We start from the raw sequence: 22,090 nt of genomic DNA, 5'->3' as shown, positions 1-22,090 counted from the left end.
ACACCGCCGCGCGGTGCGGCCGCTGAGTGTGGGGGGACTCGGGCCGAGAGCAAAGCAGGAGCAAAGCCCGGGGCATGCGGAGTATGCCCCATCGCAGGTCAGCGCAGCAATACCGATTCCTCAGGCGATCGGCCGGGCGGAGCCGCGGGTGTCAGCCCGGCAGGCTCGCCGGGTTGCCGCCGTTGGCCTCGTAGCCCGCGACCGCCAGCGCCCGGTACACCGCGAACGCCTCCGCCGGGTCCTCGGACAGGCTCCACGGCAGTGCGCCCACGTGGCCGTCCACGTGGGCGAGCTGGTCCATGGCCTCCGCCCAGCGCTCGGCCCGCACCAGGAAGAACACCAGCAGATGCCGGACGTGCGCCAGCATCGGATCGTCCGGCCGGGCGGAGTGCACCGCGTGCAGCGCGCCGTGCATCGCCTTGACGACGACCTCGCTGCGGTAGAACCCCGAGACCAGGTTCACCTCGGGCAGATGCTCGAAGACCGCGAACAGCGGCAGCGCGGCCAGCAGCGAGCCCTCGGGCGCGCGGGCCGCCGCGGCCTCGGCGAACGCGTACGCCTCCTCGCGCGAGCCGTGCCACTTCTCGCAGGTGTAGTGCAGCGCGGCCAGGTGGGCGCCCATGTGGTGCGGGGCGGTGTCGAGGACCTTCCCCCACAGCTCGTCGAACTCCGGCCGCGACCAGCCCAGTCCCCGCGCCACGGAGAGCGTGACGATGTGCGGCACCGGGTCGCCGGGGGCGGCCAGCGCGGCCCGCCCGCAGGCGTCGCGCGCCTCCTCCATGATGATCCGGAAGTCGTCCGTGCCCGGCACCGAGGTCCGCCACGCCTGCTGCGCCAGGAACTCGGCGTGCACCGCCGCGCCGCCCGCGTCCTTGGGCTGCTCGGCCCGCCACACCCGCAGCCACTGGCCGCCCGGTGTCTCGTGTATCCCGCCGGGCCGCTCGCGCAGCTCCAGCGAGGCCGCCCCGGCGAACGCCTGCACCCGCTGCCAGCGCGTCTCGCCCTGCGCCTCCGTGCCCGCGAGGAGCTGGGCCGCGGCGCGGTGGTCCCCGGTGCGGCGGACCACGTCCAGCACGTCCAGCAGGTCCTGGTCGGGGCCCGGCATGCGTACGTCCAGCTCCTCCTGGCGCAGGAAGCCGTACCGCTCCGGGTCGGCGGCGTCCGGGTGGCCCGGATGCACGCGCTCGATCCCGCCGCGCCCGCGCCGGATCAGCGGGAGCAGCGCGAAGGCCAGCAGGGCCAGCGCCAGGAGCAGCCAGAGAGTCGCCATGCGTCAAGCGAACCAGATGCCGCCGACACTTGGCCAACCCCTCCCGCGAGCCTGTGGAAAACTTCCGCCCGCCCCCGCCCCGAGCCCGCCGTCCGGCAGCACCCCCGCGAGCGCATTACGCTCGGTGCACATGAGCGACAGGCACATCAGCGAGCACTTCGAGACTCTGGCGATCCACGCGGGCAACACCGCCGATCCCCTCACCGGCGCGGTCGTCCCGCCCATCTACCAGGTCTCGACCTACAAGCAGGACGGCGTGGGCGGGCTGCGCGGCGGCTACGAGTACAGCCGCAGCGCCAACCCGACCAGGACGGCGCTGGAGGAGAACCTCGCGGCGCTGGAGGGCGGCCGTCGCGGCTTCGCGTTCGCCTCCGGCCTCGCCGCCGAGGACACCCTGCTGCGTACGCTGCTCAGCCCCGGCGACCACGTCGTCATCCCGAACGACGCGTACGGCGGCACCTTCCGCCTCTTCGCCAAGGTCGCCACCCGCTGGGGCGTGGAGTGGTCCGTCGCGGACACCAGCGACCCGGCCGCCGTGCGCGCCGCGATGACCCCGCGCACCAAGGTCGTCTGGGTGGAGACCCCCTCCAACCCGCTGCTCGGCATCACAGACATCGCCGCCGTGGCCCAGGTCGCGCACGCCGGCGGGGCGAAGCTCGTCGTCGACAACACCTTCGCCACCCCCTACCTCCAGCAGCCGCTGTCCCTCGGCGCGGACGTCGTCGTGCACTCCCTGACCAAGTACATGGGCGGCCACTCGGACGTGGTCGGCGGTGCGCTGATCGTCGCCGACGAGGGTCTGGGCGAGGAGATCGGCTTCCACCAGAACGCGATGGGCGCCGTCGCCGGCCCCTTCGACTCCTGGCTGGTGCTGCGCGGCACCAAGACCCTCGCGGTGCGCATGGACCGGCACAGCGAGAACGCCACGAAGATCGCCGACATGCTGTCCCGGCACCCGCGCGTGAGCAGCGTGCTCTACCCGGGCCTGCCCGAGCACCCCGGCCACGAGGTCGCCGCCAAGCAGATGCGGGCGTTCGGCGGCATGGTGTCCTTCCGGGTCACGGGCGGCGAGGAGGCGGCCGTCGCGGTGTGCGACCGCGCCCAGATCTTCACCCTCGGCGAGTCCCTGGGCGGCGTCGAGTCCCTCATCGAGCACCCCGGCCGGATGACGCACGCCTCCGCCGCCGGTTCGGCGCTGGAGGTCCCGTCCGACCTCGTCCGCCTGTCCGTGGGCATCGAGAACGCGGACGACCTGCTGGAGGACCTGCAGCAGGCCCTGGGCAAGTAACCCGGCCTACCAGCCGGACACGGGCGGGGTCGCCGGGGACGGCGGCTCCGCCCACGGCCGGGTCAGCGCGGCCCAGGTGAGGAACGCGACCGCCGCCGCGCACAGCAGCAGCCACAGCAGGCGCCGCCCGGTGCGCAGCAGCCGCAGGCGGCGGGAGCCCCGGCGCACCGCCTCGCCGGGCAGCTCCGGCGGCAGGCTCACCGGCACCGCCTCCATCAGCCGCCGCACGGCGGCCTCGCGCTCGGGCCGGTTCACGGCCCCAGCCCCTTCACGGCGTAGCCGCTCGCGTGCGGGGCGGGCCGGGGCGCGGATGCAGCACCGTGGCCGTCCCCCGGTCGCAGAGCGCGCGTACCCGCTCGGCGGGCAGGCCCAGCAGGGCCGCCGTCTGCTCGTCGGCCAGCCCCTCGTACAGCCGCAGCACCAGGACCAGCCGTTCGCGCGGGGTCAGCGCGGCGAGCGGGCCGTGCGGGCGGGAGCGGTGCCAGGTCGCTTGTGCGAAGCGGGTCGCCAGATGACGGCGTGCGCGGTCGTACGGATCCTCGCCGGGCGGGCGGTCCCAGTGGGCGTAGGTGTGGGCGAGCGCCCGGGTCAGCAGGCGCCGCGCGCGCGGGTTGGCGTCCGGCGCCTCCGCGGTGAGCAGCGTGGCCGTGTGCAGCAGGCGGCCGGCCGCGCCCGCGACGAACCCTCCGAACTCCTGTGCCCTGCGGGCGTCCCGCACGGCCTGCCGATCGCGCACCCCGCCTCCCCCGGCGCACCCTGCGGCGCGAGAAGAACCCGTGGGGCCCGGACGCGTGCCGAGGGCCCGGTCTCATATGAGGCCCGAGGGGGCCCAGGGGTCAAGAGCCGGGACGGGGCGGCCTTCAGGAGGCGGCGGGCGGCTGCGGCTGGACGGCCATGCGCCCCGACAGCGCGGTGTTGAAGCGGGTCAGGAGCGCGCAGAAGCTCTCGCGCTCCGCCGGGGTCCAGTCGTCGGTCAGCTCGGCCATCAACTGGCGGCGCGAGGAGCGTACTTCCGCCAGCCGGGTGCTCCCGCGCGGGGAGAGCTGGAGCACCACCGCGCGCCCGTCCTCGGGGTGCGAGGTGCGCTTGACCAGGCCCGCGTCGACCAGCGGGGCCACCTGACGGGTCACCGTGGAGGAGTCGATGCCCATGCTCGCGGCGAGTGCCTTGACGCCCATGGGGCCCTCGTTGTCCAGGCGGTTGAGGAGGAGGTAGGCGGCGCGGTCCATGGAGTTGCGCACCTGCCCGACCCCGCCGAGCCGGGTCTGTTCCGCGCGGCGCGCGAACAACGCCACCTCGTGCTGGAGCGTGTCGAGCAGACCGCTGTCACCGACGGTTGTCATGTCCATCGACATATCAGGTGTTGTGGGCATGGCCGGAGGCTCGCTTCATGAAGGGGTGCTGGGTTGGGGGACAGGGTACGCGGCCGGGCGGCGGCCCGTACGGGGGCTGGGGAAACCGGTCCCGGCGGCCGGCGTCGGCGCCGTGTGCGAGCGTGAACTGCGAGACTTGAGGCATGAGCTACCGCACGGCCGACCCCTTGCGCTCCGTGACCCTCGACGATGTGCGCGGGGCGCAGAAGATGCTGTCGGGCGTGGCCCGCACGACCGCCCTGGAGGGCAGCAGGCACCTCTCGCGCATGGTGGGCTCACCGGTGCACCTGAAGTGCGAGAACCTGCAGCGCACGGGCTCGTTCAAACTCCGCGGCGCATACGTCCGCATCGCCGGGCTGCTCCCCGAGGAGCGCGCCGCCGGGGTGGTCGCCGCGAGCGCCGGGAACCACGCGCAGGGGGTCGCGCTGGCCTCCTCCCTGCTGGGCGTGCACTCCACCGTGTTCATGCCGCAGGGCGCCCCGCTGCCCAAGGTCAGCGCCACCCGTGAGTACGGCGCCGAGGTGCGCCTGCACGGCCAGGTCGTGGACGAGGCGCTCGCGGCGGCGGAGGAGTACGCGGCCGAGACGGGCGCGGTGTTCATCCACCCCTTCGACCACCCCGACATCATCGCGGGCCAGGGCACGGTCGGCCTGGAGATCCTGGAACAGTGCCCGGAGGTCGGCACGATCGTCGTCGGCATGGGCGGCGGCGGGCTCGCGGCCGGGATCGCGGTGGCGGTGAAGTCCATGCGGCCGGACGTGCGGATCATCGGCGTGCAGGCCGAGGGGGCCGCCGCCTACCCGCCCTCGCTGGCCGCCGGGCACCCGGTGACGGTGGGCAGCCCCGCGACCATGGCCGACGGCATCAAGGTCGGTACGCCCGGCGTGGTGCCGTTCGGCATCGTGGAGCAACTGGTCGACGAGGTGCGCACGGTCGGCGAGGACCAGCTCTCGGCCGCGCTGCTGCTGTGCCTGGAGCGGGCCAAGCTGGTCGTGGAACCGGCGGGCGCCAGCCCGGTCGCGGCGCTGCTGGCCGACCCCGGCGGCTTCCCCGGGCCGGTCGTCGCGGTGCTGTCCGGCGGCAACGTCGACCCGGTGCTGCTCCAGCGGGTGCTGCGGCACGGCATGGCCGCGCAGAGCCGCTACCTCGCGGTCCGGCTGAGGCTGACCGACCGCCCCGGCGCGCTGGCCACCCTGCTCGGCGTGCTGTCGGCGGCCGACGCCAACGTGCTCGACGTCAGCCACATCCGCACCGACCCGCGGATCGGCCTCAGCGAGGCCGAGGTGGAGCTGCACCTGGAGACCCAGGGCCCCGCCCACCGCGCCGAAGTCACCGCCGCGCTGCGTGAGTCGGGGTACATGATCATCGACTGAGCGCCTGAACCGCGGCGGTCCGGCGCCCGTGTCACTCGTTCGGGGAACGTGTGCGAAAACCCGTTGAGAGACGCGATACATCGCGTTACGGTATTTCGCACGGGAGTCGGATCGCCGCTCGTTCGCCGTGGGTGCCGGGTCCGCCTGCCTGCCCTTTCCGTGCACCACCGACGACGTGGAGACATCATGCCGGGCGCCATCTATGCCGAGGGTCTGGTGAAGACCTTCGGGGACGTAAGGGCACTGGACGGCGTCGACCTCGATGTGCCCGAGGGGACGGTCCTCGGGCTCCTCGGGCCGAACGGCGCGGGCAAGACCACGACCGTGCGCTGTCTGACCACCCTGCTGCGCCCCGACAGCGGCAAGGCGGTCGTCGCGGGCGTGGACGTGCTCAGGCATCCCGACACCGTCCGTCGCTCCATCGGCCTGTCCGGCCAGTTCGCGGCGGTCGACGAGTATCTGACCGGCCGGGAGAACCTCCAGATGGTCGGCAGGCTCTACCAGATGCGGGGCAAGGCGGCGAAGGAGCGGGCGGCGGAGCTGCTGGAGCAGTTCCATCTCGCCGACGCCGCCGACCGGCCCGCCAAGACCTACTCCGGCGGCATGCGCCGCAGGCTCGACCTCGCGGCCGCGCTCGTGGTCTCGCCGCCCGTGATGTTCATGGACGAGCCGACGACCGGCCTCGACCCGCGCAACCGCCAGCAGTTGTGGGAGGTCATCAAGCAGCTCGTCTCCGGCGGCACCACCCTGCTGCTCACCACGCAGTACCTGGAGGAGGCCGACCACCTGGCCCATGACATCGCGGTGGTCGACCACGGCCGGGTCATCGCCCAGGGCACCTCCGACCAGCTCAAGGCCCGCACCGGCGGCGAGCGGGTCGAGGTCGTGGTGCACGAGCGGGACCGGATCGCGGGCACCGCCGAGGTGCTGCGCGCCCTCGGCAAGGGCGAGACGACGATCGAGGAGCACACCCGCAAGCTGACCGTCCCCGTCACCGGCGGCGCCAAGCTGCTCGCCGAGGTCATCCGGGAGCTGGACGCCCGGGGTATCGAGATAGACGACATCGCGCTGCGCCGCCCCACCCTCGACGACGTGTTCCTCTCCCTGACCGGACACACCGCCGAGGCCGGCCCGGACGCCGCCAAGGACGCCGGGAACACCACCGAGACCGAGGGGGCCGTCAAGTGAGTGCCGTCAGCGACAGCGCGCGGGCCGTGGCGCCCGCCAACCCGTTCAGCCGGGCCGTCCGCGACTCGCTGATCGTGGCCCAGCGGAACCTGATCCGCATGGTCCGCATTCCCGAGGTCGTCATCTTCGGGCTCATCCAGCCGATCATGTTCGTCGTTCTGTTCACCTACGTCTTCGGCGGCTCGATGAAGATCGGCGGCAGCACCAGCGCCGCCGCCTACACGAACTTCCTGATGGCCGGGATCTTCGCGCAGACCGTCACCTTCGCCACCGCGGGCTCCGGCGCGGGCATCGCCGACGACATGCACAAGGGCCTGGTGGACCGCTTCCGCTCGCTGCCCATGGCACGCGGCGCGGTGCTGACCGGCCGTACCCTCGCCGACCTGGTGCAGACCGCGCTCACCCTGCTCGTCCTTGCCGTGGTGGCGCTGCTGGTCGGCTGGCGGGTGGGGTCCGACGGCGACACCGACGCCCTCAGGGTGCTCACCGCCTTCGGCCTGCTGCTCCTGCTCGGGTACGCGTTCACCTGGATCGGCGCCCTCATCGGCCTGTCCGTGCGCACCCCCGAGGCGGCCACCTCCGGCGGCCTGGTCTGGCTCTTCCCGGTGACCTTCCTGTCCAACGCGTTTGTGGACACCGGCAACATGACCCCGTGGCTGCGGCACATCGCGGACTGGAACCCGTTCAGCGCCACCGTCGAGGCGGCCCGCGTGCTGTTCGCCAACCCCGGCGGGTCCACGTCGACCGCGTGGCCCATGCAGCACCCGGTGTGGGCGTCGCTGATCTACTCGGTGCTCATCATCGTGGTCTTCCGCACCCTGGCGGTCCGCAAGTACCGCTCGGCCACCGCCTGAGGAGCGCCGCTCGTCGGCCCCTCCGGTACGACGAAGCCCCCGGAGCCTCGAAGGCGCCGGGGGCCGGTCGGAACAGGTGTCGGGTCAGCCCGAGTACGGCTCGGCCTTCAGGATCTTCACCGTGGCCTTCTTGCCGTTCGGCAGCTCGTACTCCGCGTCCTCGCCGACCTTGTGGCCGATCACGCCCGAGCCGAGCGGGGACTGCGGCGAGTAGGTCTCGACATCGGAGCTCGCGTACTCGCGGGAGGCGAGCAGGAACGTCATCGTGTCGTCCTCGTCACCGTCGAAGGCGATCGTGACGACCATGCCCGGCGCGACGGTGCCGTCGTCGGAGACCGGGGCCTCGCCCACCTGGGCGTTCTCCAGGAGCTGGGTGAGCTGGCGCACGCGCAGCTCCTGCTTGCCCTGCTCCTCCTTGGCCGCGTGGTACCCGCCGTTCTCGCGCAGGTCGCCCTCCTCGCGCGCGGCGGCGATCTTGGCCGCGATCTCCGTGCGCGCAGGACCAGTAAGGTACGCAAGCTCGTCCCTGAGCTTGTTGTACGCCTCCTGGGTCAGCCAGGTGACGTTCTCGCTGGTCTGGGTCACAGGGTGCTCCTCGTCGGTACTGGGAATACAAAGCATCGCCCTACCCAGAAGCATGTTCTCTCTTGGATGGGCGAAACCACGAGCCTAACAATTCAGGGGCGAAAGGGGGAGGACATAAGCCATCAGAATCACATCAGCGCAGGTCACGCTGTACGCATTCCGGGTGAAGCCTCAGCCTGCGTGGCAGCCCAGCAGCTCGGCGGTGGTCCCCTTGGCCGTCGTACGGAGCGTGACGACCTTGTCCACCCGGGTGTCCGGACCGGTGAAGCGGAAGTCGGCCCGGCCGACCTCGGCCCCCTCGGCCGACTGGGAGCGCAGGGTGCAGTAGCCCGCGACGCCGGCGTCCCGGTGGACCTCGAGATGCACCCGCACCGTGTGATCCGTGGCCTGGAAGGTGATGACCTGGGCGCTGATCTCGTTCTTGGCGACGTAGTGGTAGGCGAAGAAGCCGACCAGCGCGATCAGGGCCGCGCCCAGCACCGCGCCGAGGATCTTGAGCCGGTGGTCGGCACGCTCGTCCGAGGAGCGGCCGTAGCGGCCCTCGGGCAGCCGCGTGCTCGCCGTAGCCATGATCGTCCTCTCCGCGGAATTATTCGCCCCCCGATTCGGTCACTATAGAAGCCTGCCGCCCGCCCTCCGACCGCCGCCCCAAGGACGACGTGCCCCCGGCACGGCACCCGTTGACTGCCCCACCGACCGAGGGGCGCCGACCTACAAGGAACGAGTCTTGACTGACCAGCTGCGACTGATGGCCGTCCACGCGCACCCCGACGACGAGTCGAGCAAGGGCGCGGCCACCATGGCGAAGTACGTGTCCGACGGGGTGGACGTGCTGGTGGTGACCTGCACCGGTGGAGAGCGCGGGTCCATCCTCAACCCCAAGCTGCAGGGTGACGCGTACATCGAGGAGAACATCCACGAGGTGCGCAAGAAGGAGATGGACGAGGCCCGCGAGATCCTCGGGGTCGGGCAGGAGTGGCTCGGCTTCGTCGACTCCGGCCTGCCCGAGGGCGACCCGCTGCCCCCGCTGCCCGAGGGCTGCTTCGCCCTGGAGGACGTCGACAAGGCGGCCGGCGAGCTGGTCCGCAAGATCCGCGCGTTCCGCCCGCAGGTGATCACCACCTACGACGAGAACGGCGGCTACCCCCACCCCGACCACATCATGACCCACAAGATCTCGATGGTGGCGTTCGAGGGCGCGGCGGACACCGAGAAGTACCCGGAGGCCGAGTTCGGCCCGGCCTTCCAGCCGCAGAAGCTGTACTACAACCAGGGCTTCAACCGCCCGCGCACCGAGGCCCTGCACAACGCGATGCTGGACCGGGGCCTGGAGTCGCCGTACGGGGACTGGCTCAAGCGGTGGAGCGAGTTCGAGCGGGTCGAGCGCACGCTGACCACGCATGTCCCGTGCGCGGAGTTCTTCGAGATCCGGGACAAGGCGCTGATCGCGCACGCCACCCAGATCGACCCCGACGGCGGCTGGTTCAAGGTCCCGATGGAGCTCCAGAAGCAGGTCTGGCCCACCGAGGAGTACGAGCTGGCGAAGTCCCTCGTGGACACCTCCCTCCCCGAGGACGACCTCTTCGCGGGCATCCGGGACAATGCCTGACATGAGCGCAAGCGTGAGCCTCGCAGTGACGCATCTCGTCCCTCTCGCCAAGGAGATCGACGAGAACAAGGTCACCCCCGGTGTCCTCGGCTTCATCGTGTTCGCGGTGATGGCCCTGGCCGTCTGGGGCCTGATGAAGTCCATGAGCAAGCACATGGGGAAGGTCGACTTCAAGGAGGCCCCCGCCGAGGGCGACGCCTCCGGCAAGGCCGCCGAGCCCCGGCAGGGCTGACCCGGCCGGGCGGGACCCACCGACGGGCGCGACCGGTGCGACGACCGGCCGCGCCCCGCCGGTGCTCCGCTCACCCCTTGGCCGCCGGTACCGGCACCCCCAGCACATCGCGGGCGTGCCGGTCCGGGGTCATGCCGAGCCGCCATGCCTGCCAGCCCGCCTCCAGGCTCACCCCGCGCTCCAGCAGCAGGGCGTAGGCCGGGGCGCATTCGGTGAGCCGCTCGTCCCGCAGCGGATGGCCGGCGCGGACCAGGCGGGCCAGTTCCTCCTGCGCGACCGCCGTGCCCACCTCGGTGCCGCCCGGCGCCGCGTACGGCAGCAGGGTGCAGCGCAAGAAGCGCGCCCAGTCCTCGCCCCGCCGGTCGCCGTAGGCGGTGAACAGCCCGAGCGCCTCGTCGCACAGGCCCAGCGCCTGCTGGGTACGGGCGTTGCCCGCGTCCACCACCGCCAGCTCCAGGCAGGTCCAGGCCTCGCCGTGCGGCACACCGACCCGCTGGAAGTCGGCGCGGGCGTCGACCAGCAGTTGGCGGGCGAAACCGGAGTTGCGCAGCGAGCCGGTCTGCGCGGCCCGCTGGTCGCGGGTCACCCGCGCCGAGTGGTGCCGGGCGCAGGCCAGGCCGTACACGTCCCGCATCCGGGAGAACATCGTGCGCGAGCGCTCCAGCTCCCGCACCGCCCGGTCCAGATCGCCGGTCTCCTCCAGCGCCTGCCCCAGGTGGTACAGCGTCCACGCCTCGCCGCGCGCGTCCTCGTTGTCCCGGTGCCGGGCGGCCGCCCGGCGCAGCGACTCCACGGCGGGCGCCGCGTCGCCGTCGACCAGCCGGGCACGGGCGAGCTGGGTCAGCGCCCACGCCTCGCCGCGCCCGTCGCGGGTGCGCCCGTACCGGTCCAGCGCGGCCCGCAGCTCCGACTCGGCCTGCGGCACGTCGCCCAGGCACAGCGCGAGCTGGCCGAGCTGGTAGTGGGCCCACGCCTCGCCGTGCACCGAGCCGCCCGCCCGGTGCAGGACCAGGGAGCGCCTGAGCAGGTCCAGCGCCTCCGGCAGCCGGGCCCGGTCGCGCTGGACGGCGGCCAGCGCGTGCATCGTCCAGGCGCGGTCGGTCGCCAACTGCGGGGGCGCCTGGAGATCCATCGCCTCCTGCAGCTTGGCGGCCGCCTCGGTCAGGTTGCCCTGGTGGTGCAGGGTGATGCCGAGCGAGCACAGGGCACGGGCGGCGCCCGCGTCGTGCTGCGCCTCCCGGTACAGGTCGACCACCGACGCCAGCGTGGTGTGCGCCTTGTCCAGCTCGCCGAGCTGCCGGGCCGCGATGCCGGTACGCCACTGCACCGAGCGCACCAGCAGGCCCTCGTCCACGGCCTGCGCCAGTTCGTTGATCTCACCGAGCCGGTACAGGTCGCCGCGCAGCAGGCAGTAGTCGCACAGCGCGCCCAGCAGGTTCAGCACCGCGCCCTGGTCCACGCCCTCGGCCTGGCGCAGGGTGGCCGTGATGAAGCTGGTCTCGTCGTCCAGCCAGCGCAGCGCCTCCTCCAGCGAGACGAAGCCGTGCGAGCCGAACCGGTCCGACCGCGTCGACATGTTGCCGTCGACCAGGCGCAGCACCGAGTCGGCCAGCTCCGCGTAGTTCACGATCAGCCGTTCCTGCGCGGCCGTGCGCTCGGCCTGCTGCTCCTCGTCCAGCAGCCGGGCCTCGGCGAAGGCGCGGACCAGGTGGTGCAGCCGGTACCGGTCGCCGCGCACGTGGTCCAGCAGCCCGGCGCGGGCGAGCGCGGCCAGGTGCCGTCCCGCCTCCTGCTCGCCGGTGCCCAGCAGCGCGGCGGCCGCCGCCACGCCCAGCGAGGCCCGTCCGGCCAGCGCGAGCCGGCGCAGCAGGCGGCGGGCGGGCTCCGGCTGGTCGGTGTAGCGCAGCCACAGCACCCGCTCCACCGGCTCGACGGGGCCGTACGCGGCCAGGTCCGCCGCCAGCCGGTCCGCCGGGCGGGAGCCGAGTGCCGAGCCCGCGCAGCGCAGCGCGAGCGGCAGCCCGCCGCACAACTCCCTGATCCGCTCGGTGGATTCGGCGTCGTAGGGGTGGTCGGTGTCCTGTGCGGAGGCGGTCAACAACTCCTCGGCACCGGCCGCGTCCAGCGCCTCCACGGGCAGGTGGTGCACCCAGGCGGGCAGGTCCGCGTCGAGCTTCAGCGGGGTGCGGGAGGTGACCAGGACCAGGCTGTCGGAGCGCTCCGGGAGCAGCGCGCGCACCTGCGCCGGGTCGGAGGCGTCGTCCAGCACGATGGTGACCGGCAGCCCGGCCAGGTGCTGGTGGTACAGCTCGCCGAGCCGTTTGACCTGCTGTTCGGGGGAGGAGTGCTCACGGAACAGCAACTGCTCGCGGGGTGCGCCGAGCCGGTTCAGCAGGTGCAGCAGGGCGTCGCGGGTGGGCAGCGGGCGGGTCTCGCGGCCGTCGCCGCGCAGGTCGACGACGACCGCGCCCCGGAAGTGGTCGCGCAGCTCGTGTGCCGCCCGTACCGCGAGCGTGGTGCGGCCCGAGCCGGGTTCGCCGTGCAGGACGACCACCGTCGGCCGGGTCTCGCTCTCCGCGCGGGCGGCCCGCGCCCACTGGCCGATCCGCGCCAGCTCCTCCGCGCGGCCCGCGAACAGGGCCTCCGGCTCGGGCAGTTGGCCGAACGACTGCTCCAGGACCGTCCGGCGCCGGGCCGCCGCGCTCCTGTCCGATCCCCGCAGCGCCGGGCCGGTCTTCTTCTGCCGGCCCGCGGAGGCGGCGAGTATCCGCTGCTGGTCCAGGAAGGGGCGGATGCCGCGCACCTCCAGCGCGGTCAGCCACTGCAACCGCAACGCCTCGGGGCCGCCGGGCTGGCCCGCCGCGCCCTTGCGGTGGTGGGCGGCGGGCAGATGGACGCCGGCCACCTTCACCACCGTCGCGGCGGCCCCGGCGACTCCCGCGACGACGCCCGCGCCGAGCGCGGTGCCCGCACCCGTGCCGAGGGACAGGTCGGCGACGGCGGCGGCGACCGCGGCCACCCCCGCCACCAGCAGCGGGGTACCGGCGCCCTCGCGGGCGTAGCGCCGGCCGAAGGTGAGCCGGTCCGCCTCGGACTCGTCGAGCGCGCGGGTGTACGCGGTGTACTCCTTGGCCGCCGACCCCGCCATGCCGTCCAGCGCGGCGCGCGCCCGCGTGAGCAGCAGAGGCCCGTCGGTCCGCCCGCCCGACCGGCGCACCTCCTCCTCCACGGCCCGCACCACCAGCCGGTCGGCCTCGGCCCGATGTCCGTCCCGCATGCGTCCCCCTCCCCGCCAACTCCGTCGCGGAACAGTGTGCTTCGGGGGAGGGGGGAGCGCGAGGGGGCGAGGAGGGCGGGTGCGGTGGGCTACGGGCCGGTGCCCGCCGGGCGCTCCACCTTCTGGGGAGGGGGCTCGGTGGAACGTGTAGTGGACAACAAAAAGGTAGATCGATCTGTTCTCCGGGTAAGAATTCCTCAAAAACAGTCTGCGCTGTCTGCTTCGGTTGTCGGGAACGCCGCTCGGCCGTAATCGTCAGTGGGCGGGGGTTTACCCTGCGCTGTGTCCCGAAGGGCCGAATAGTTCCACTTGAACCCTGTTTAGCGGCTCAATTCGTCACACCTGCCCCGACTGCGGCTTCTTCACGGCGTGTTCGGAACTCGTTGACAAACCGACAAGCCAGTCTTTTACTGTCTCCGGCAGTGAGCGGCGTAAGGGTGCGGAAGCGTGCTCGAGGAGGGGGCAGATGAGCGGGCAGGTCGTGGGCTGCGCGGGATTACACGGGCAGCAGCCCTGCGCCAAGGTCACCGTCGAGGCCGACACGCCCCCTTCCCGGGCCGGGGTCGACCGGAGCGAGGGGGGCGGCAGGGGGGCGCAGGTACTCGTCGTCGAGAGCGAGCAGGGTGCCGCCGAGAGCCTGGTGCAGGAGTTGCGGCGTCACGGCTATCCAGCCGAGAGCGTGTCCACCGGCGCCGCCGCGCTGCGCGAGTACCAGGGCGTCGATCTGATACTCCTCGACCTCGATCTGCCCGATCTGGACGGTCTGGAGGTGTGCCGGAGGATCCGGGCCGCCAGTGACGTGCCGATCATCACCGTGACCGCGCGCAGTTCCGAACTCGACTGCGTGCTGGGGCTGCAGGCCGGTTCCGACGACTACGTGGTCAAGCCGTTCGGCCAGCGGGAGCTGATGGCGCGGATGGAGGCCGTCCTGCGCAGGGCGCGCCGCCGCCGGCCGGCGGGACCGGTCGTCACGTACGGGCCGCTCCATCTGGACTCCGGCAAGCGTCAACTGCTTCTGGAGGGACGGCTCGTGGATCTGACTCCGAAGGAATTCGATCTGCTGTACCAGCTCGTCTCCCAGCCCGAGGTGACCCTTTCCCGGCGCCAGTTGATGAGTGAGGTGTGGGACGACGCCTGGTCGCACCGAGGGCGCACCATAGACACCCATGTCAGCAGTATCAGAGGCAAACTGGGTTCCAGTAGCTGGATAGTGACGGTGCGTGGGATCGGCTTCCGTCTCGGTCATCCCTGAGGGAATTTCCCCTCCGGCGGATCTGGTCGGCGCTCGGGCGACCGCATATAGTGCCGACAGGTCTGCTTGGTTTTTGACGATGACGCATAGTGGGTGGGGATGGCTACACAGGAGCGTGGTATCAGATCGAGGCGCTCGATCCTGGAAGCCGCAGCGGATGTGTTCGGCGAACGCGGCTATGACGCGGCGAGCACGAACGAGATTCTCGCCAGGGCCGGACTGACCAGGGGTGCCCTTTACCACCATTTCCCTTCCAAGGAAGCGATCGCCGTGGCGCTCGTGGAGGCCCATAGTGAGGCGCTCGTGGTGCCTCACCAGGAGGTGAGGCTCCAGGCGGTCATCGACCTCACCCTGAAGTTCGCCCAGCGGCTCCAGCGGGACCCGATCCTGCGCGCGAGCGTGCGGCTGGCCATAGAGCAGTCGGCCTTCGCGCCCCCCGCCCGTACCCCGTACATCCAGTCGATCACCGTGATCCGGGAGCTGCTGGAACAGGCGGGCCGGCAGGGTGAACTGCTTCCGGGTACGGATGTGGCCGAGGTCGCGGCGACCGTCGTCGGTGCGTTCACCGGCCTGCAGGTGATGTCCCAGGTCTACAGCAACCGCGAGGATCTGCCCGCGCGTGTTTCGGCGCTGTGGCGGCTCGTGCTGCCCGGTCTCGCCTCGCCCGGGATCATTCCGCGGCTGCGTACCAGCGCCGTTGCCGAGGACGGTACCGGACTGATCGAGCACTCCGTCGCGGCGGGAGGGGAATTCGCCCGTACGTGAGGCCGGTCGCGCCGGGCAGCCGATGTGCCGGGGCCGAGGAGCATCAGCTCCTCGGCCCCGGCTTTTTGTTTCCCCGAGGCCGTGGCCGGCGTTGCCGTGCCCGCCGGGACAACGCTCCGATCAGCGATCTTGACACTTCTCTGACCTTCGCTGAACAAACCTGACGTTACCGGCCGGTCGTCTGCGGAGTGATGACGAACCCTGTATCGGAAGCCGTTGAACTCGGCGATGTCCACCTGTGATCATTTATTTGCGGCCGACGACAGGAGCGGGTCGCGGAATGAACCATTTCCTGTGGTTCCCCCACGTCCGAAGAAGTCCGTGGGGTTGTCACCGCCTATTTCCCCGCCCAGTCGTCTCGACAGGAAAGGCCTGCCCACTGCGCGCAGTCTGTCCTCGGCCTTCGAATCGAGCACATCACATTGGGAGACGGACATGATCAATCCTGATTTCGTCATCAGTGACGAGGACGTCGCCAGCTTCCGGGAGACCGGATTCCTCAAGCTCAGGAACATCTTCTCGGAAGATTTCGTCGAGCACATGAGGAAGCTCAGCAGCTCGGAGATAGCCCCGCCCGCCGACAATTACGGTTCCGGCTTCAGCAAGCTGAAGTACGACATCGGCAACGACGACGCGACCATCCTCGCCGCCATGGGGGACGCGACCTTCGGCGCCGCGATGACCAAGCTCGTCGAGCAGCCGGTCTTCTTCACCCAGGGCCTCGGGTTCGAGCTGGAGAAGAACAAGAGCACCGGCTTCCCGTGGCACGTCGGCACCCAGAGCTTCGGCTTCCAGCGCCGTGAGGACGCCGGCTTCACCATCTGGACGCCGCTGTGCACCATCGACGCCGACGGCCAGCGCGGCGGCATGAAGTACGTGCCCAAGAGCCTGCTCTCCGGTGAGTTCGTGTACCAGCACATCAACCTGCTGCCGGGCTACATGAAGGCCCGGATCGACGCGGGCGAGGAGCTGACGTACGACGACTTCAGCGTCCTGAAGAACACCCTGCTCAACTCCCCGCAGATGACGGACCTCCTGGACCACGTGGCCGTGGAGGACTCCTTCGAGCCCGGCGACGCGCTCATCTTCGACAAGTACGTCCTGCACCGCAGCGTGCGCCTCGGCGAGGGCCCGATCCCCTCCCGCCTCGCCTACGCCCTGCGCTTCTGCTCGGTCGACGCGCTCTACGACAAGTCCCGCGTGGAGGCGCTCGCCTACCCGCGCATCACCTTCAACTACGACGTCGGCAGCGACTTCAACGAGAAGGTCGCCTCCGTCGACGGCGAACAGGTCTACGCGAGCTCGTACTTCGACGGCAGCCGCGAAGCCCGCACCATCGACTGAAGGAGCCATGGCGGTGAACATGGCACAGAGCGCGGCCCCGCTGACCATGCGTCTGGCCCGGGCGGCTGACAGCGGGCAGTTGGCGGAGATCGCACGCGAGGCCTACGGCAAGTACCTCGACGTGGTCGACGAACCGCCCGCGCCCATCCTGCTCGACTACGACCAGGTGGCCGCCGTAGGGCGTACCCATGTGGCCCACGTGGGCGGCCGCATCCTCGGCATGGTGACGGTGGAGCCCGACGGTCCCTGGCTGATCCTGCGCAATCTGGCCGTACGGCCGGACCTCCAGGGCCACGGGATCGGCAAGCGGCTCGTCACCCTCGTCGAGGACATGGCCCGCTCCTCGGGCCGGGACGGGGTCCGGCTGTGGACCCGGGCCGAGATGACCGACAACGTCGCCTTCTACCGGGCGCTCGGATACGTCCTCACCCACTCCGAGAAGAACGATCACGCGCACCGCGTCTTCTTCCGCAAGGAACTCGCCGGCGATGCCGCCGGGGCGTGCGCACCCCTTGACCGCAATGCACTGGAAGGACAGAAGTGACCACTGACTCCGGGGTCTACGCCGCCCGTCTCGCCGGTACCTTCGCCGCCGAGATGAAGGGGCTCGCCCTCACCGACCAGGTGATCGAGGACAAGGGCCGCGAGATCTTCGAGACCTACCTGGACCACAAGGTCCTGGTCTTCCGCGCCCAGGACATCACGCCCAGCACCTTCGCCAGGTTCGGCACGATCTTCGGCCGCCCGGAAGAACATCACGTGGTGAAGCTGCGGCACCCCGAGGAACCGACGCTCACCTACCTCTCCAACCAGAACGAGCCCGGCCGCAACAAGGAGATGAAGACCTCCGGGCAGGGCTGGCACTCGGACTACTCCTACAAGCTCGTCCCCGGCAGCGCCACCATGCTGCACGGCCTGGAGATACCCGAGAGCGGCGGCGACACCCTCTTCGCCGACGCGGAGGCCGCCTTCGCAGCCCTTCCCGAGGAGCGCAAGGCCCACCTGCGCACCCTCCGCGTACGCCACCAGTACCGCTGGTCGCCCGACCGCGAGGACCCGTGGGCCCGCTGGAAGTACATCGGCCCCGAGGAGCGCCGGCAGACGCCCGAGATCACCCACCCCCTGGTCCGCCGGCACCCGGACACCGGGCGCGAGACCCTCTTCCTCCAGCCGCGTGTCATCGGCAGCGTCATCGCCATCGACGGCATGCCGGAGGCGGAGAGCACCGCGCTCATCGAGGAGCTGATCGCGCACATCACGAGCGAGCCCTTCGTCTACCGCCACCGGTGGAACCCGCTGGACGTGGTCGTGTGGGACAACCGCTGCGTCCTGCACTCCGCCACCACCAAGGACCTCGACGAGCGGCACGTACGACGCCTGCTCCGGCTCACCACCCACGGCCAGCCCGTGACGCCTTCGAATCCGGAGACCGGCCACAGCCGTCTTTCGCCCACGTCGGGCGACTGAGGCCCGCACCCGGCACCCCGCAGCCGGGAGCCGGCACCCCGCGAGCGCCCGCGACTCCCCGGAGTCCGGGCCCTCGCCCCCAGGACCCGACCGCCCTGACCGCCTCGACCCGTCAGCGAGCCCCCATGCCCTCAGGTATCCCCGTACGGTGTTCCGACAGCGAACTGTTCACCCACATGCTCGGCATCCTCGAGCGGCTGGTGGCCTTCGACACCACGAGCCACAAGTCGAACCTCGATCTCATCACCTACGTGCGGGAGTTGCTGGAAGGCAACGGCGTCACCAGTGAGCTGCACTGGAACGAGGACCGCACCAAGGCGAACCTGGTGGCCACGGCCGGACCCGGCGGTGGCCAGGACCGCGGCATCGTCTGGTCGGGACACACCGACGTGGTGCCCGTGGACGGCCAGGAATGGTCCGGCGACCCGTTCACCCTGCGCACCGCCGAGGACCGGGTGATCGGCCGGGGCACCGCCGACATGAAGGGCTTCATCGCCTGCTGTCTGGCCATCCTCTCCACCGCGGACCTCTCCCGGCTCAACGTCCCCGTCACCCTCATGCTCACCTACGAGGAGGAGATCGGCTGCGTCGGCGCCCGGCACCTCGTCGAGGAACTGCGCACCTGGCGGGGGCGGGTCAGCGGCTGCATCGTCGGCGAGCCGACCGGCCTGGAGGTCGTGGTCGGCCACAAGGGCAAGCAGAACCACCGCTTCACCTTCACCGGCCGGCCCAAGCACGCGGCGCTGGCCCCGCGGGAGCCGAACCCCGTCACGGCCGCGGCCGCGCTGGCCGGCCACGCCCAGACCCTCAACGAGGGTTTCAGGAGCACCGGGCCGAGCGACGACCGCTTCGAGATCGACCACTCATGGATCAACGTCGGCCGGATCGACGGCGGGGTCAAGCCCAACATCGTCCCCGAGAAGTGCGTGGTCGAGCTGGAGATCAGGAACATCCCCGGCCACGACTGCGACGGCATCGCCGAACGGCTGCGCGGCCACGCGACGGGTGAACTGCTCGACGGGATGCGCGCCAAGGCGCCGTACACCGACGTCACCGCCGAGCAGCTCTCCGACACCCCGTCGTTCTCCATCGACCCCCACCACGACTTCGTCACGTTCGTGCGCAAGGCCTTCGGTACGGACGGGGAGCCGCAGTACGTGCCGTTCGGCACCGAGGCGGGCCTGATCTGGGAGCACGCGGGCGTCCCCGCGGTCGTGTGCGGTCCGGGCTTCATCACCGAGGCGCACACCCCGGACGAGTTCGTGGCCCTCGACCAGCTCCGGCGGTGTCTCGGCCTGCTGAAGTCCCTGCCCCTCGCCTGACCCGGCACGACCCCGGAGTACACGGACGCGCGGGCGCCCACGAGCGCGCCCGGCATCCGGAAGGAGAACGAAGTGACGACCGACGTCCCGACGGTCACCCCGGCGGAGGCGGAGCCCGCCTCCGGACCGGCCCGGCCGGGCCGGCAGTTCGCGAAGCTGTGGTGTGCTTCGGGCGCCTCGGCCCTCGGCGAGGGTGTGACGCTGGCCGCGGCGCCGCTCCTGGCGAGCAGGTTCACCGACGACCCCCGGCTCATCGCGGGCGTCAGCATGGCCCTGACGCTGCCCTACGCCCTGTTCGGGATACCGGCCGGCGTCGTCGTCGACCGGGTCGACCGGCGCCGGACCATGGCCCGCATCGACCTCTTCCGGGGCTGCCTCGTCGCCGTGTTCACCCTGTCCCTGGCGGCCGGCCTCGGCAGCCTGTGGACCCTGTACGTCTGCCTCTTCCTCATCGGAAGCTGCGAGACCGTCTTCCGCAACGCCGCCCAGACCCTGGTGCCCGCCGTCGTACCCGAGAACCTCCTCGTCACCGCGAACGGGCGCATCATGGGCTCGGAGAAGGTGGCCAACCAGTTCGTCGGACCGCTCGTCGGCTCGTCCCTGTTCGTGCTCGCCGCCGCCCTGCCGTTCGGGGTGAACGCCGCCACCTTCTTCACCTCCGCCTTCCTGCTGAGCCGGCTGCGCACCCGGCCGGACGGCGAGACCCGGCCCGGCGGCGAGACCCGGCCGGGCGGCGGCGGGGGTGCGCGGCGCCTGCTCACGGACATGGCGGCCGGCCTGCGCTGGCTCTTCGCCCACCGGGTGCTGCGCAGCCTCTCCCTGACGGCCGGAGCCATCAACGTCGTCTACACCGGCGCGCTGGCGGTGCTCGTCGTCTACGCCCACCGGGAACTGGGCCTGTCCGACGTCGGGTACGGCGTGCTCGTCGCCTGCCAGGCCGTCGGCGCGGTCGCCGCCGCGAAGCTGTCACCGGCGCTCGTGCGGCGCGTCGGCCACGGCTGGACGCTCGTCTGGGTCGGAGCCGCGATCGGCTGCAGCAATCTGGTCATGTGGCTGCTGCCCTCCGTCTGGGCCGTGGGCGCGGCCCTGGCCGTCGGTGCCTGCGCCTCCGTCACCTGGGACATCGTGGCCGTGGTGCTGCGCCAGACCCAGGTGCCGAAGGAGCTGCAGGGCCGGGTCAACAGCGTCTACCGGCTGTTCGCCTGGGGCGCGCTGCCGGTCGGCGCCGGCCTGGCGGGGGTCGTCTCCAAGAGCCAGGGCACCCCCGCGGTGTACGCGCTGGGCGTCGGCGTCATGTCCCTCGTGACCCTCTGGCTGGCCTTCGGGGTCCGCAAGTGGATCAAGGGTGCCTCCTCCGACGGGTGAGAACGGGTGAGGACGGGCGAGCACGCCCGAGGCGACCGCCCCTTCCGCCCCTTCCTCCCCTTCCCGCCCGCACCCGTCCGTATCGACCGAAAGCGAAACCCTCATGACTCACCCCGTCCTGGCACCCCGGTCGGACCTCGGCTCCCGGTACCTCGCGTCGCCGGGGCTGCGCGGCGCCGACCCGGCCGACCTGACCCGGCACGTGGTGGCCGACGAACTCGTGACGGTGGCCTACCAGGGCCGCTTCCTGCCCGCGCCGGTCTTCCTCTCCGCGGGGGAGCGCCGCACCGTGGCCGGTGACCTCTTCCGGGTCCACCAGATGCTCACCCAGCTACCCGAGCGGCTCTTCAACTCGGACGCCGGTGCCATGGCGCGGGAGGTCGGCATGACCGACACCCAGGCCGAGACCGTGCAGCGCGCGGCCAAGGCGGGCGCGCCCCTGATGGCACTGGCCCGCTCCGACCTCTACCGGGCCGCCGACGGCTTCAAGCTGCTGGAGCTCAACATCACCAGCGCGCTCGGCGGCTTCGAGAACGCGGGCATCGCGCGGGCCATGCTGAAGCACCCGGCCCTCGCCTCCTTCGTCGAGGAGAACGGCCTCGCCTACGCAGACACCTTCGGCGGCATCGTCAAGACGCTCTACGCCGAGTGTGCCGCGCACATGCCCACCGACCGCCGTCCCGTGGTCGCCCTGGTGGACTGGCCCGAGAGCTTCAAGACGTACGAGCCCCGGCTCAAGGTGATGGCGGCGCTCTTCGACGCCCTCGGCATCGACGCCCTGCCCTGTCACGCCGGCCAGGTCGGCGAGCGGGCCGGCCGGCTGGAGGTGCACGGACGCGCCGTCGACGTCGTCTACCGCTTCTTCCTCGTCGAGGAGATCGCCACCCCCGCGGACGCCGAACTCGTCGAGCCGGTCCTGCGCGCCTTCGAGGAGGGCCGGGTGGGCATGTTCAGCCGCCTGGACGCCGAGCTGTACGGCAACAAGGGCACCCTCGCGATGCTCTCCGACGACCGCAACCGCTCGGTGTTCTCCCCCGAGGAACTCGCCTGCGTCGACCGGTTCCTGCCCTGGACCCGGCACGTCAGGGAGATCTCCACGGACGCCGCCGGCGAGCGCCTGGACCTGATCGGGTACGCCGTGGCCCACCAGGAGCAGCTCATCCTCAAGCCCACCCTGCTGCACGGCGGCAGCGGCATCGTGCCGGGCTGGACCGTCGGCCCCGAGGAATGGCGCCGCCAGGTCACCGCCGCACTGGACGGCCCCTACGTGCTCCAGGAGCGCATCCGCCCCGTACCCGAGGTCTTCCCGGCCGACGAGGGCACCGGGACCCAGGAACTCTTCCTCAACTGGGGCGTGTTCCTCACCGACCCGCAGGTCACCGGCAACGACGGCTACAACGGCTGCCTCGTGCGCGGCAGCACCGACCCGGAGGTCGGGATCGTCAGCATGTCCGGCGGCGCCCGCGTCGCCTGCTCCTTCTTCGAGCCCGACGAAGCCGCCTGACGTCCCGGAACCTCGGAAAGGG

The 22,090-nt window shown here is 71.6% G+C and carries 21 protein-coding genes; 14 read left to right on the top strand and 7 right to left on the bottom strand.

What is annotated here, in order from left to right:
- Positions 1 to 151: 151 nt before the first annotated feature.
- Positions 152 to 1,270, bottom strand: a complete 1,119-nt coding sequence (locus HEK131_RS26580) for a hypothetical protein (protein WP_244337298.1) — start codon at positions 1,268 to 1,270, stop codon at positions 152 to 154.
- Between the two features lie 130 nt (positions 1,271 to 1,400).
- Between HEK131_RS26580 and HEK131_RS26575 the strand changes: the two genes are divergently transcribed.
- Positions 1,401 to 2,558, top strand: coding sequence for a cystathionine gamma-synthase (locus HEK131_RS26575; protein ID WP_217461040.1), 1,158 nt, complete (start codon positions 1,401 to 1,403; stop codon positions 2,556 to 2,558).
- Positions 2,559 to 2,564: 6 nt separating this feature from the next.
- On the opposite strand, the gene HEK131_RS26570 is transcribed toward HEK131_RS26575, so the two are convergent.
- The 3 genes from HEK131_RS26570 to HEK131_RS26560 form a co-directional block, all read right to left on the bottom strand.
- The gene (locus HEK131_RS26570) at positions 2,565 to 2,813 is read right to left on the bottom strand and encodes a hypothetical protein (RefSeq protein ID WP_244337296.1); all 249 of its coding nucleotides are present in this window, start codon (positions 2,811 to 2,813) and stop codon (positions 2,565 to 2,567) included.
- A gap of 13 nt (positions 2,814 to 2,826) precedes the next feature.
- Positions 2,827 to 3,294 (bottom strand): sigma factor-like helix-turn-helix DNA-binding protein, encoded by a 468-nt coding sequence (locus HEK131_RS26565; RefSeq protein ID WP_244337294.1) that lies wholly within the window; start codon positions 3,292 to 3,294, stop codon positions 2,827 to 2,829.
- 124 nt (positions 3,295 to 3,418) lie between these two features.
- On the bottom strand, positions 3,419 to 3,913 hold the full coding sequence (locus HEK131_RS26560; protein ID WP_217461129.1) for a MarR family winged helix-turn-helix transcriptional regulator: 495 nt from the start codon (positions 3,911 to 3,913) through the stop codon (positions 3,419 to 3,421).
- Between the two features lie 161 nt (positions 3,914 to 4,074).
- Here HEK131_RS26560 and ilvA point away from each other — a divergent pair, with 161 nt between their 5' ends.
- The 3 genes from ilvA to HEK131_RS26545 all read left to right on the top strand — a co-directional run bounded on the left by ilvA (position 4,075) and on the right by HEK131_RS26545 (position 7,346).
- On the top strand, positions 4,075 to 5,304 hold the full coding sequence (ilvA, locus tag HEK131_RS26555) for a threonine ammonia-lyase (protein WP_244337292.1): 1,230 nt from the start codon (positions 4,075 to 4,077) through the stop codon (positions 5,302 to 5,304).
- A gap of 186 nt (positions 5,305 to 5,490) precedes the next feature.
- Entirely contained in the window at positions 5,491 to 6,492 is a 1,002-nt protein-coding gene (locus tag HEK131_RS26550; RefSeq protein ID WP_244337290.1) for an ATP-binding cassette domain-containing protein, read from the top strand.
- Positions 6,489 to 7,346: an ABC transporter permease gene (locus HEK131_RS26545; protein ID WP_217461035.1), complete on the top strand. Its 858-nt coding sequence runs from the start codon at positions 6,489 to 6,491 to the stop codon at positions 7,344 to 7,346. Before HEK131_RS26550 ends, HEK131_RS26545 begins: the two co-directional genes overlap by 4 nt.
- An 84-nt stretch (positions 7,347 to 7,430) precedes the next feature.
- Here the strand turns inward: HEK131_RS26545 and greA are convergent, their stop codons facing one another.
- Both greA and HEK131_RS26535 read right to left on the bottom strand, forming a co-directional pair.
- Complete coding sequence (greA, locus tag HEK131_RS26540; RefSeq protein ID WP_217461034.1) at positions 7,431 to 7,931, bottom strand: transcription elongation factor GreA; 501 nt, start codon at positions 7,929 to 7,931, stop codon at positions 7,431 to 7,433.
- A 171-nt stretch (positions 7,932 to 8,102) separates the two neighbouring features.
- Complete coding sequence (locus tag HEK131_RS26535; protein WP_244337286.1) at positions 8,103 to 8,501, bottom strand: DUF4307 domain-containing protein; 399 nt, start codon at positions 8,499 to 8,501, stop codon at positions 8,103 to 8,105.
- A 157-nt stretch (positions 8,502 to 8,658) separates the two neighbouring features.
- Here HEK131_RS26535 and mca point away from each other — a divergent pair, with 157 nt between their 5' ends.
- Together mca and HEK131_RS26525 are read left to right on the top strand one after the other, a co-directional pair.
- On the top strand, positions 8,659 to 9,540 hold the full coding sequence (gene mca, locus HEK131_RS26530) for a mycothiol conjugate amidase Mca (protein ID WP_244337284.1): 882 nt from the start codon (positions 8,659 to 8,661) through the stop codon (positions 9,538 to 9,540).
- A complete protein-coding gene (locus HEK131_RS26525; RefSeq protein WP_244337279.1) occupies positions 9,533 to 9,772 on the top strand; it encodes a hypothetical protein in 240 nt (79 codons plus the stop codon). Before mca ends, HEK131_RS26525 begins: the two co-directional genes overlap by 8 nt.
- Before the next feature lie 70 nt (positions 9,773 to 9,842).
- On the opposite strand, the gene HEK131_RS26520 is transcribed toward HEK131_RS26525, so the two are convergent.
- A complete protein-coding gene (locus HEK131_RS26520; protein WP_244337277.1) occupies positions 9,843 to 13,049 on the bottom strand; it encodes a tetratricopeptide repeat protein in 3,207 nt (1,068 codons plus the stop codon).
- Positions 13,050 to 13,515: 466 nt separating this feature from the next.
- Here HEK131_RS26520 and HEK131_RS26515 point away from each other — a divergent pair, with 466 nt between their 5' ends.
- The 8 genes from HEK131_RS26515 to HEK131_RS26480 all read left to right on the top strand — a co-directional run bounded on the left by HEK131_RS26515 (position 13,516) and on the right by HEK131_RS26480 (position 22,068).
- Positions 13,516 to 14,301 carry a response regulator transcription factor gene (locus HEK131_RS26515; protein ID WP_217461029.1) on the top strand — a complete coding sequence of 262 codons (786 nt, stop codon included), beginning with the start codon at positions 13,516 to 13,518 and terminating at the stop codon, positions 14,299 to 14,301.
- A gap of 99 nt (positions 14,302 to 14,400) precedes the next feature.
- Complete coding sequence (locus tag HEK131_RS26510; protein WP_217461028.1) at positions 14,401 to 15,066, top strand: ScbR family autoregulator-binding transcription factor; 666 nt, start codon at positions 14,401 to 14,403, stop codon at positions 15,064 to 15,066.
- A gap of 435 nt (positions 15,067 to 15,501) precedes the next feature.
- Complete coding sequence (locus HEK131_RS26505) at positions 15,502 to 16,410, top strand: phytanoyl-CoA dioxygenase family protein (protein WP_217461027.1); 909 nt, start codon at positions 15,502 to 15,504, stop codon at positions 16,408 to 16,410.
- Positions 16,411 to 16,429: 19 nt separating this feature from the next.
- Positions 16,430 to 16,954 carry a GNAT family N-acetyltransferase gene (locus HEK131_RS26500; RefSeq protein ID WP_244452148.1) on the top strand — a complete coding sequence of 175 codons (525 nt, stop codon included), beginning with the start codon at positions 16,430 to 16,432 and terminating at the stop codon, positions 16,952 to 16,954.
- Positions 16,951 to 17,877, top strand: coding sequence for a TauD/TfdA dioxygenase family protein (locus tag HEK131_RS26495; protein WP_244337275.1), 927 nt, complete (start codon positions 16,951 to 16,953; stop codon positions 17,875 to 17,877). The genes HEK131_RS26500 and HEK131_RS26495 overlap by 4 nt, the downstream gene beginning before the upstream one ends.
- A 125-nt stretch (positions 17,878 to 18,002) precedes the next feature.
- The gene (argE, locus tag HEK131_RS26490) at positions 18,003 to 19,199 is read left to right on the top strand and encodes an acetylornithine deacetylase (RefSeq protein ID WP_244337273.1); all 1,197 of its coding nucleotides are present in this window, start codon (positions 18,003 to 18,005) and stop codon (positions 19,197 to 19,199) included.
- A 72-nt stretch (positions 19,200 to 19,271) separates the two neighbouring features.
- Positions 19,272 to 20,564, top strand: a complete 1,293-nt coding sequence (locus HEK131_RS26485; RefSeq protein ID WP_217461024.1) for an MFS transporter — start codon at positions 19,272 to 19,274, stop codon at positions 20,562 to 20,564.
- A 103-nt stretch (positions 20,565 to 20,667) separates the two neighbouring features.
- Complete coding sequence (locus tag HEK131_RS26480) at positions 20,668 to 22,068, top strand: hypothetical protein (RefSeq protein ID WP_244337271.1); 1,401 nt, start codon at positions 20,668 to 20,670, stop codon at positions 22,066 to 22,068.
- The last annotated feature ends 22 nt before the right edge of the window (positions 22,069 to 22,090 follow it).

Source organism: Streptomyces seoulensis, assembly GCF_022846655.1.
Lineage (GTDB): Bacteria > Actinomycetota > Actinomycetes > Streptomycetales > Streptomycetaceae > Streptomyces.
The sequence above is the reverse complement of the archived record's forward strand: the minus strand, read 5'-3'. Positions and strand labels throughout refer to the sequence as shown.

Excerpts from the sequence above, each read along its gene's own strand:
- HEK131_RS26510 (WP_217461028.1), top strand. The coding sequence starts at position 14,401 with ATGGCTACACAGGAGCGTGGTATCAGATCGAGGCGCTCGATCCTGGAA.
- HEK131_RS26520 (WP_244337277.1), bottom strand. The coding sequence starts at position 13,049 with ATGCGGGACGGACATCGGGCCGAGGCCGACCGGCTGGTGGTGCGGGCC.
- HEK131_RS26550 (WP_244337290.1), top strand. The coding sequence starts at position 5,491 with ATGCCGGGCGCCATCTATGCCGAGGGTCTGGTGAAGACCTTCGGGGAC.
- HEK131_RS26560 (WP_217461129.1), bottom strand. The coding sequence starts at position 3,913 with ATGTCGATGGACATGACAACCGTCGGTGACAGCGGTCTGCTCGACACG.
- HEK131_RS26480 (WP_244337271.1), top strand. The coding sequence starts at position 20,668 with ATGACTCACCCCGTCCTGGCACCCCGGTCGGACCTCGGCTCCCGGTAC.
- HEK131_RS26525 (WP_244337279.1), top strand. The coding sequence starts at position 9,533 with ATGCCTGACATGAGCGCAAGCGTGAGCCTCGCAGTGACGCATCTCGTC.
- argE (WP_244337273.1), top strand. The coding sequence starts at position 18,003 with ATGCCCTCAGGTATCCCCGTACGGTGTTCCGACAGCGAACTGTTCACC.
- HEK131_RS26500 (WP_244452148.1), top strand. The coding sequence starts at position 16,430 with ATGGCACAGAGCGCGGCCCCGCTGACCATGCGTCTGGCCCGGGCGGCT.
- HEK131_RS26580 (WP_244337298.1), bottom strand. The coding sequence starts at position 1,270 with ATGGCGACTCTCTGGCTGCTCCTGGCGCTGGCCCTGCTGGCCTTCGCG.
- HEK131_RS26505 (WP_217461027.1), top strand. The coding sequence starts at position 15,502 with ATGATCAATCCTGATTTCGTCATCAGTGACGAGGACGTCGCCAGCTTC.
- ilvA (WP_244337292.1), top strand. The coding sequence starts at position 4,075 with ATGAGCTACCGCACGGCCGACCCCTTGCGCTCCGTGACCCTCGACGAT.
- HEK131_RS26535 (WP_244337286.1), bottom strand. The coding sequence starts at position 8,501 with ATGGCTACGGCGAGCACGCGGCTGCCCGAGGGCCGCTACGGCCGCTCC.
- HEK131_RS26575 (WP_217461040.1), top strand. The coding sequence starts at position 1,401 with ATGAGCGACAGGCACATCAGCGAGCACTTCGAGACTCTGGCGATCCAC.
- HEK131_RS26515 (WP_217461029.1), top strand. The coding sequence starts at position 13,516 with ATGAGCGGGCAGGTCGTGGGCTGCGCGGGATTACACGGGCAGCAGCCC.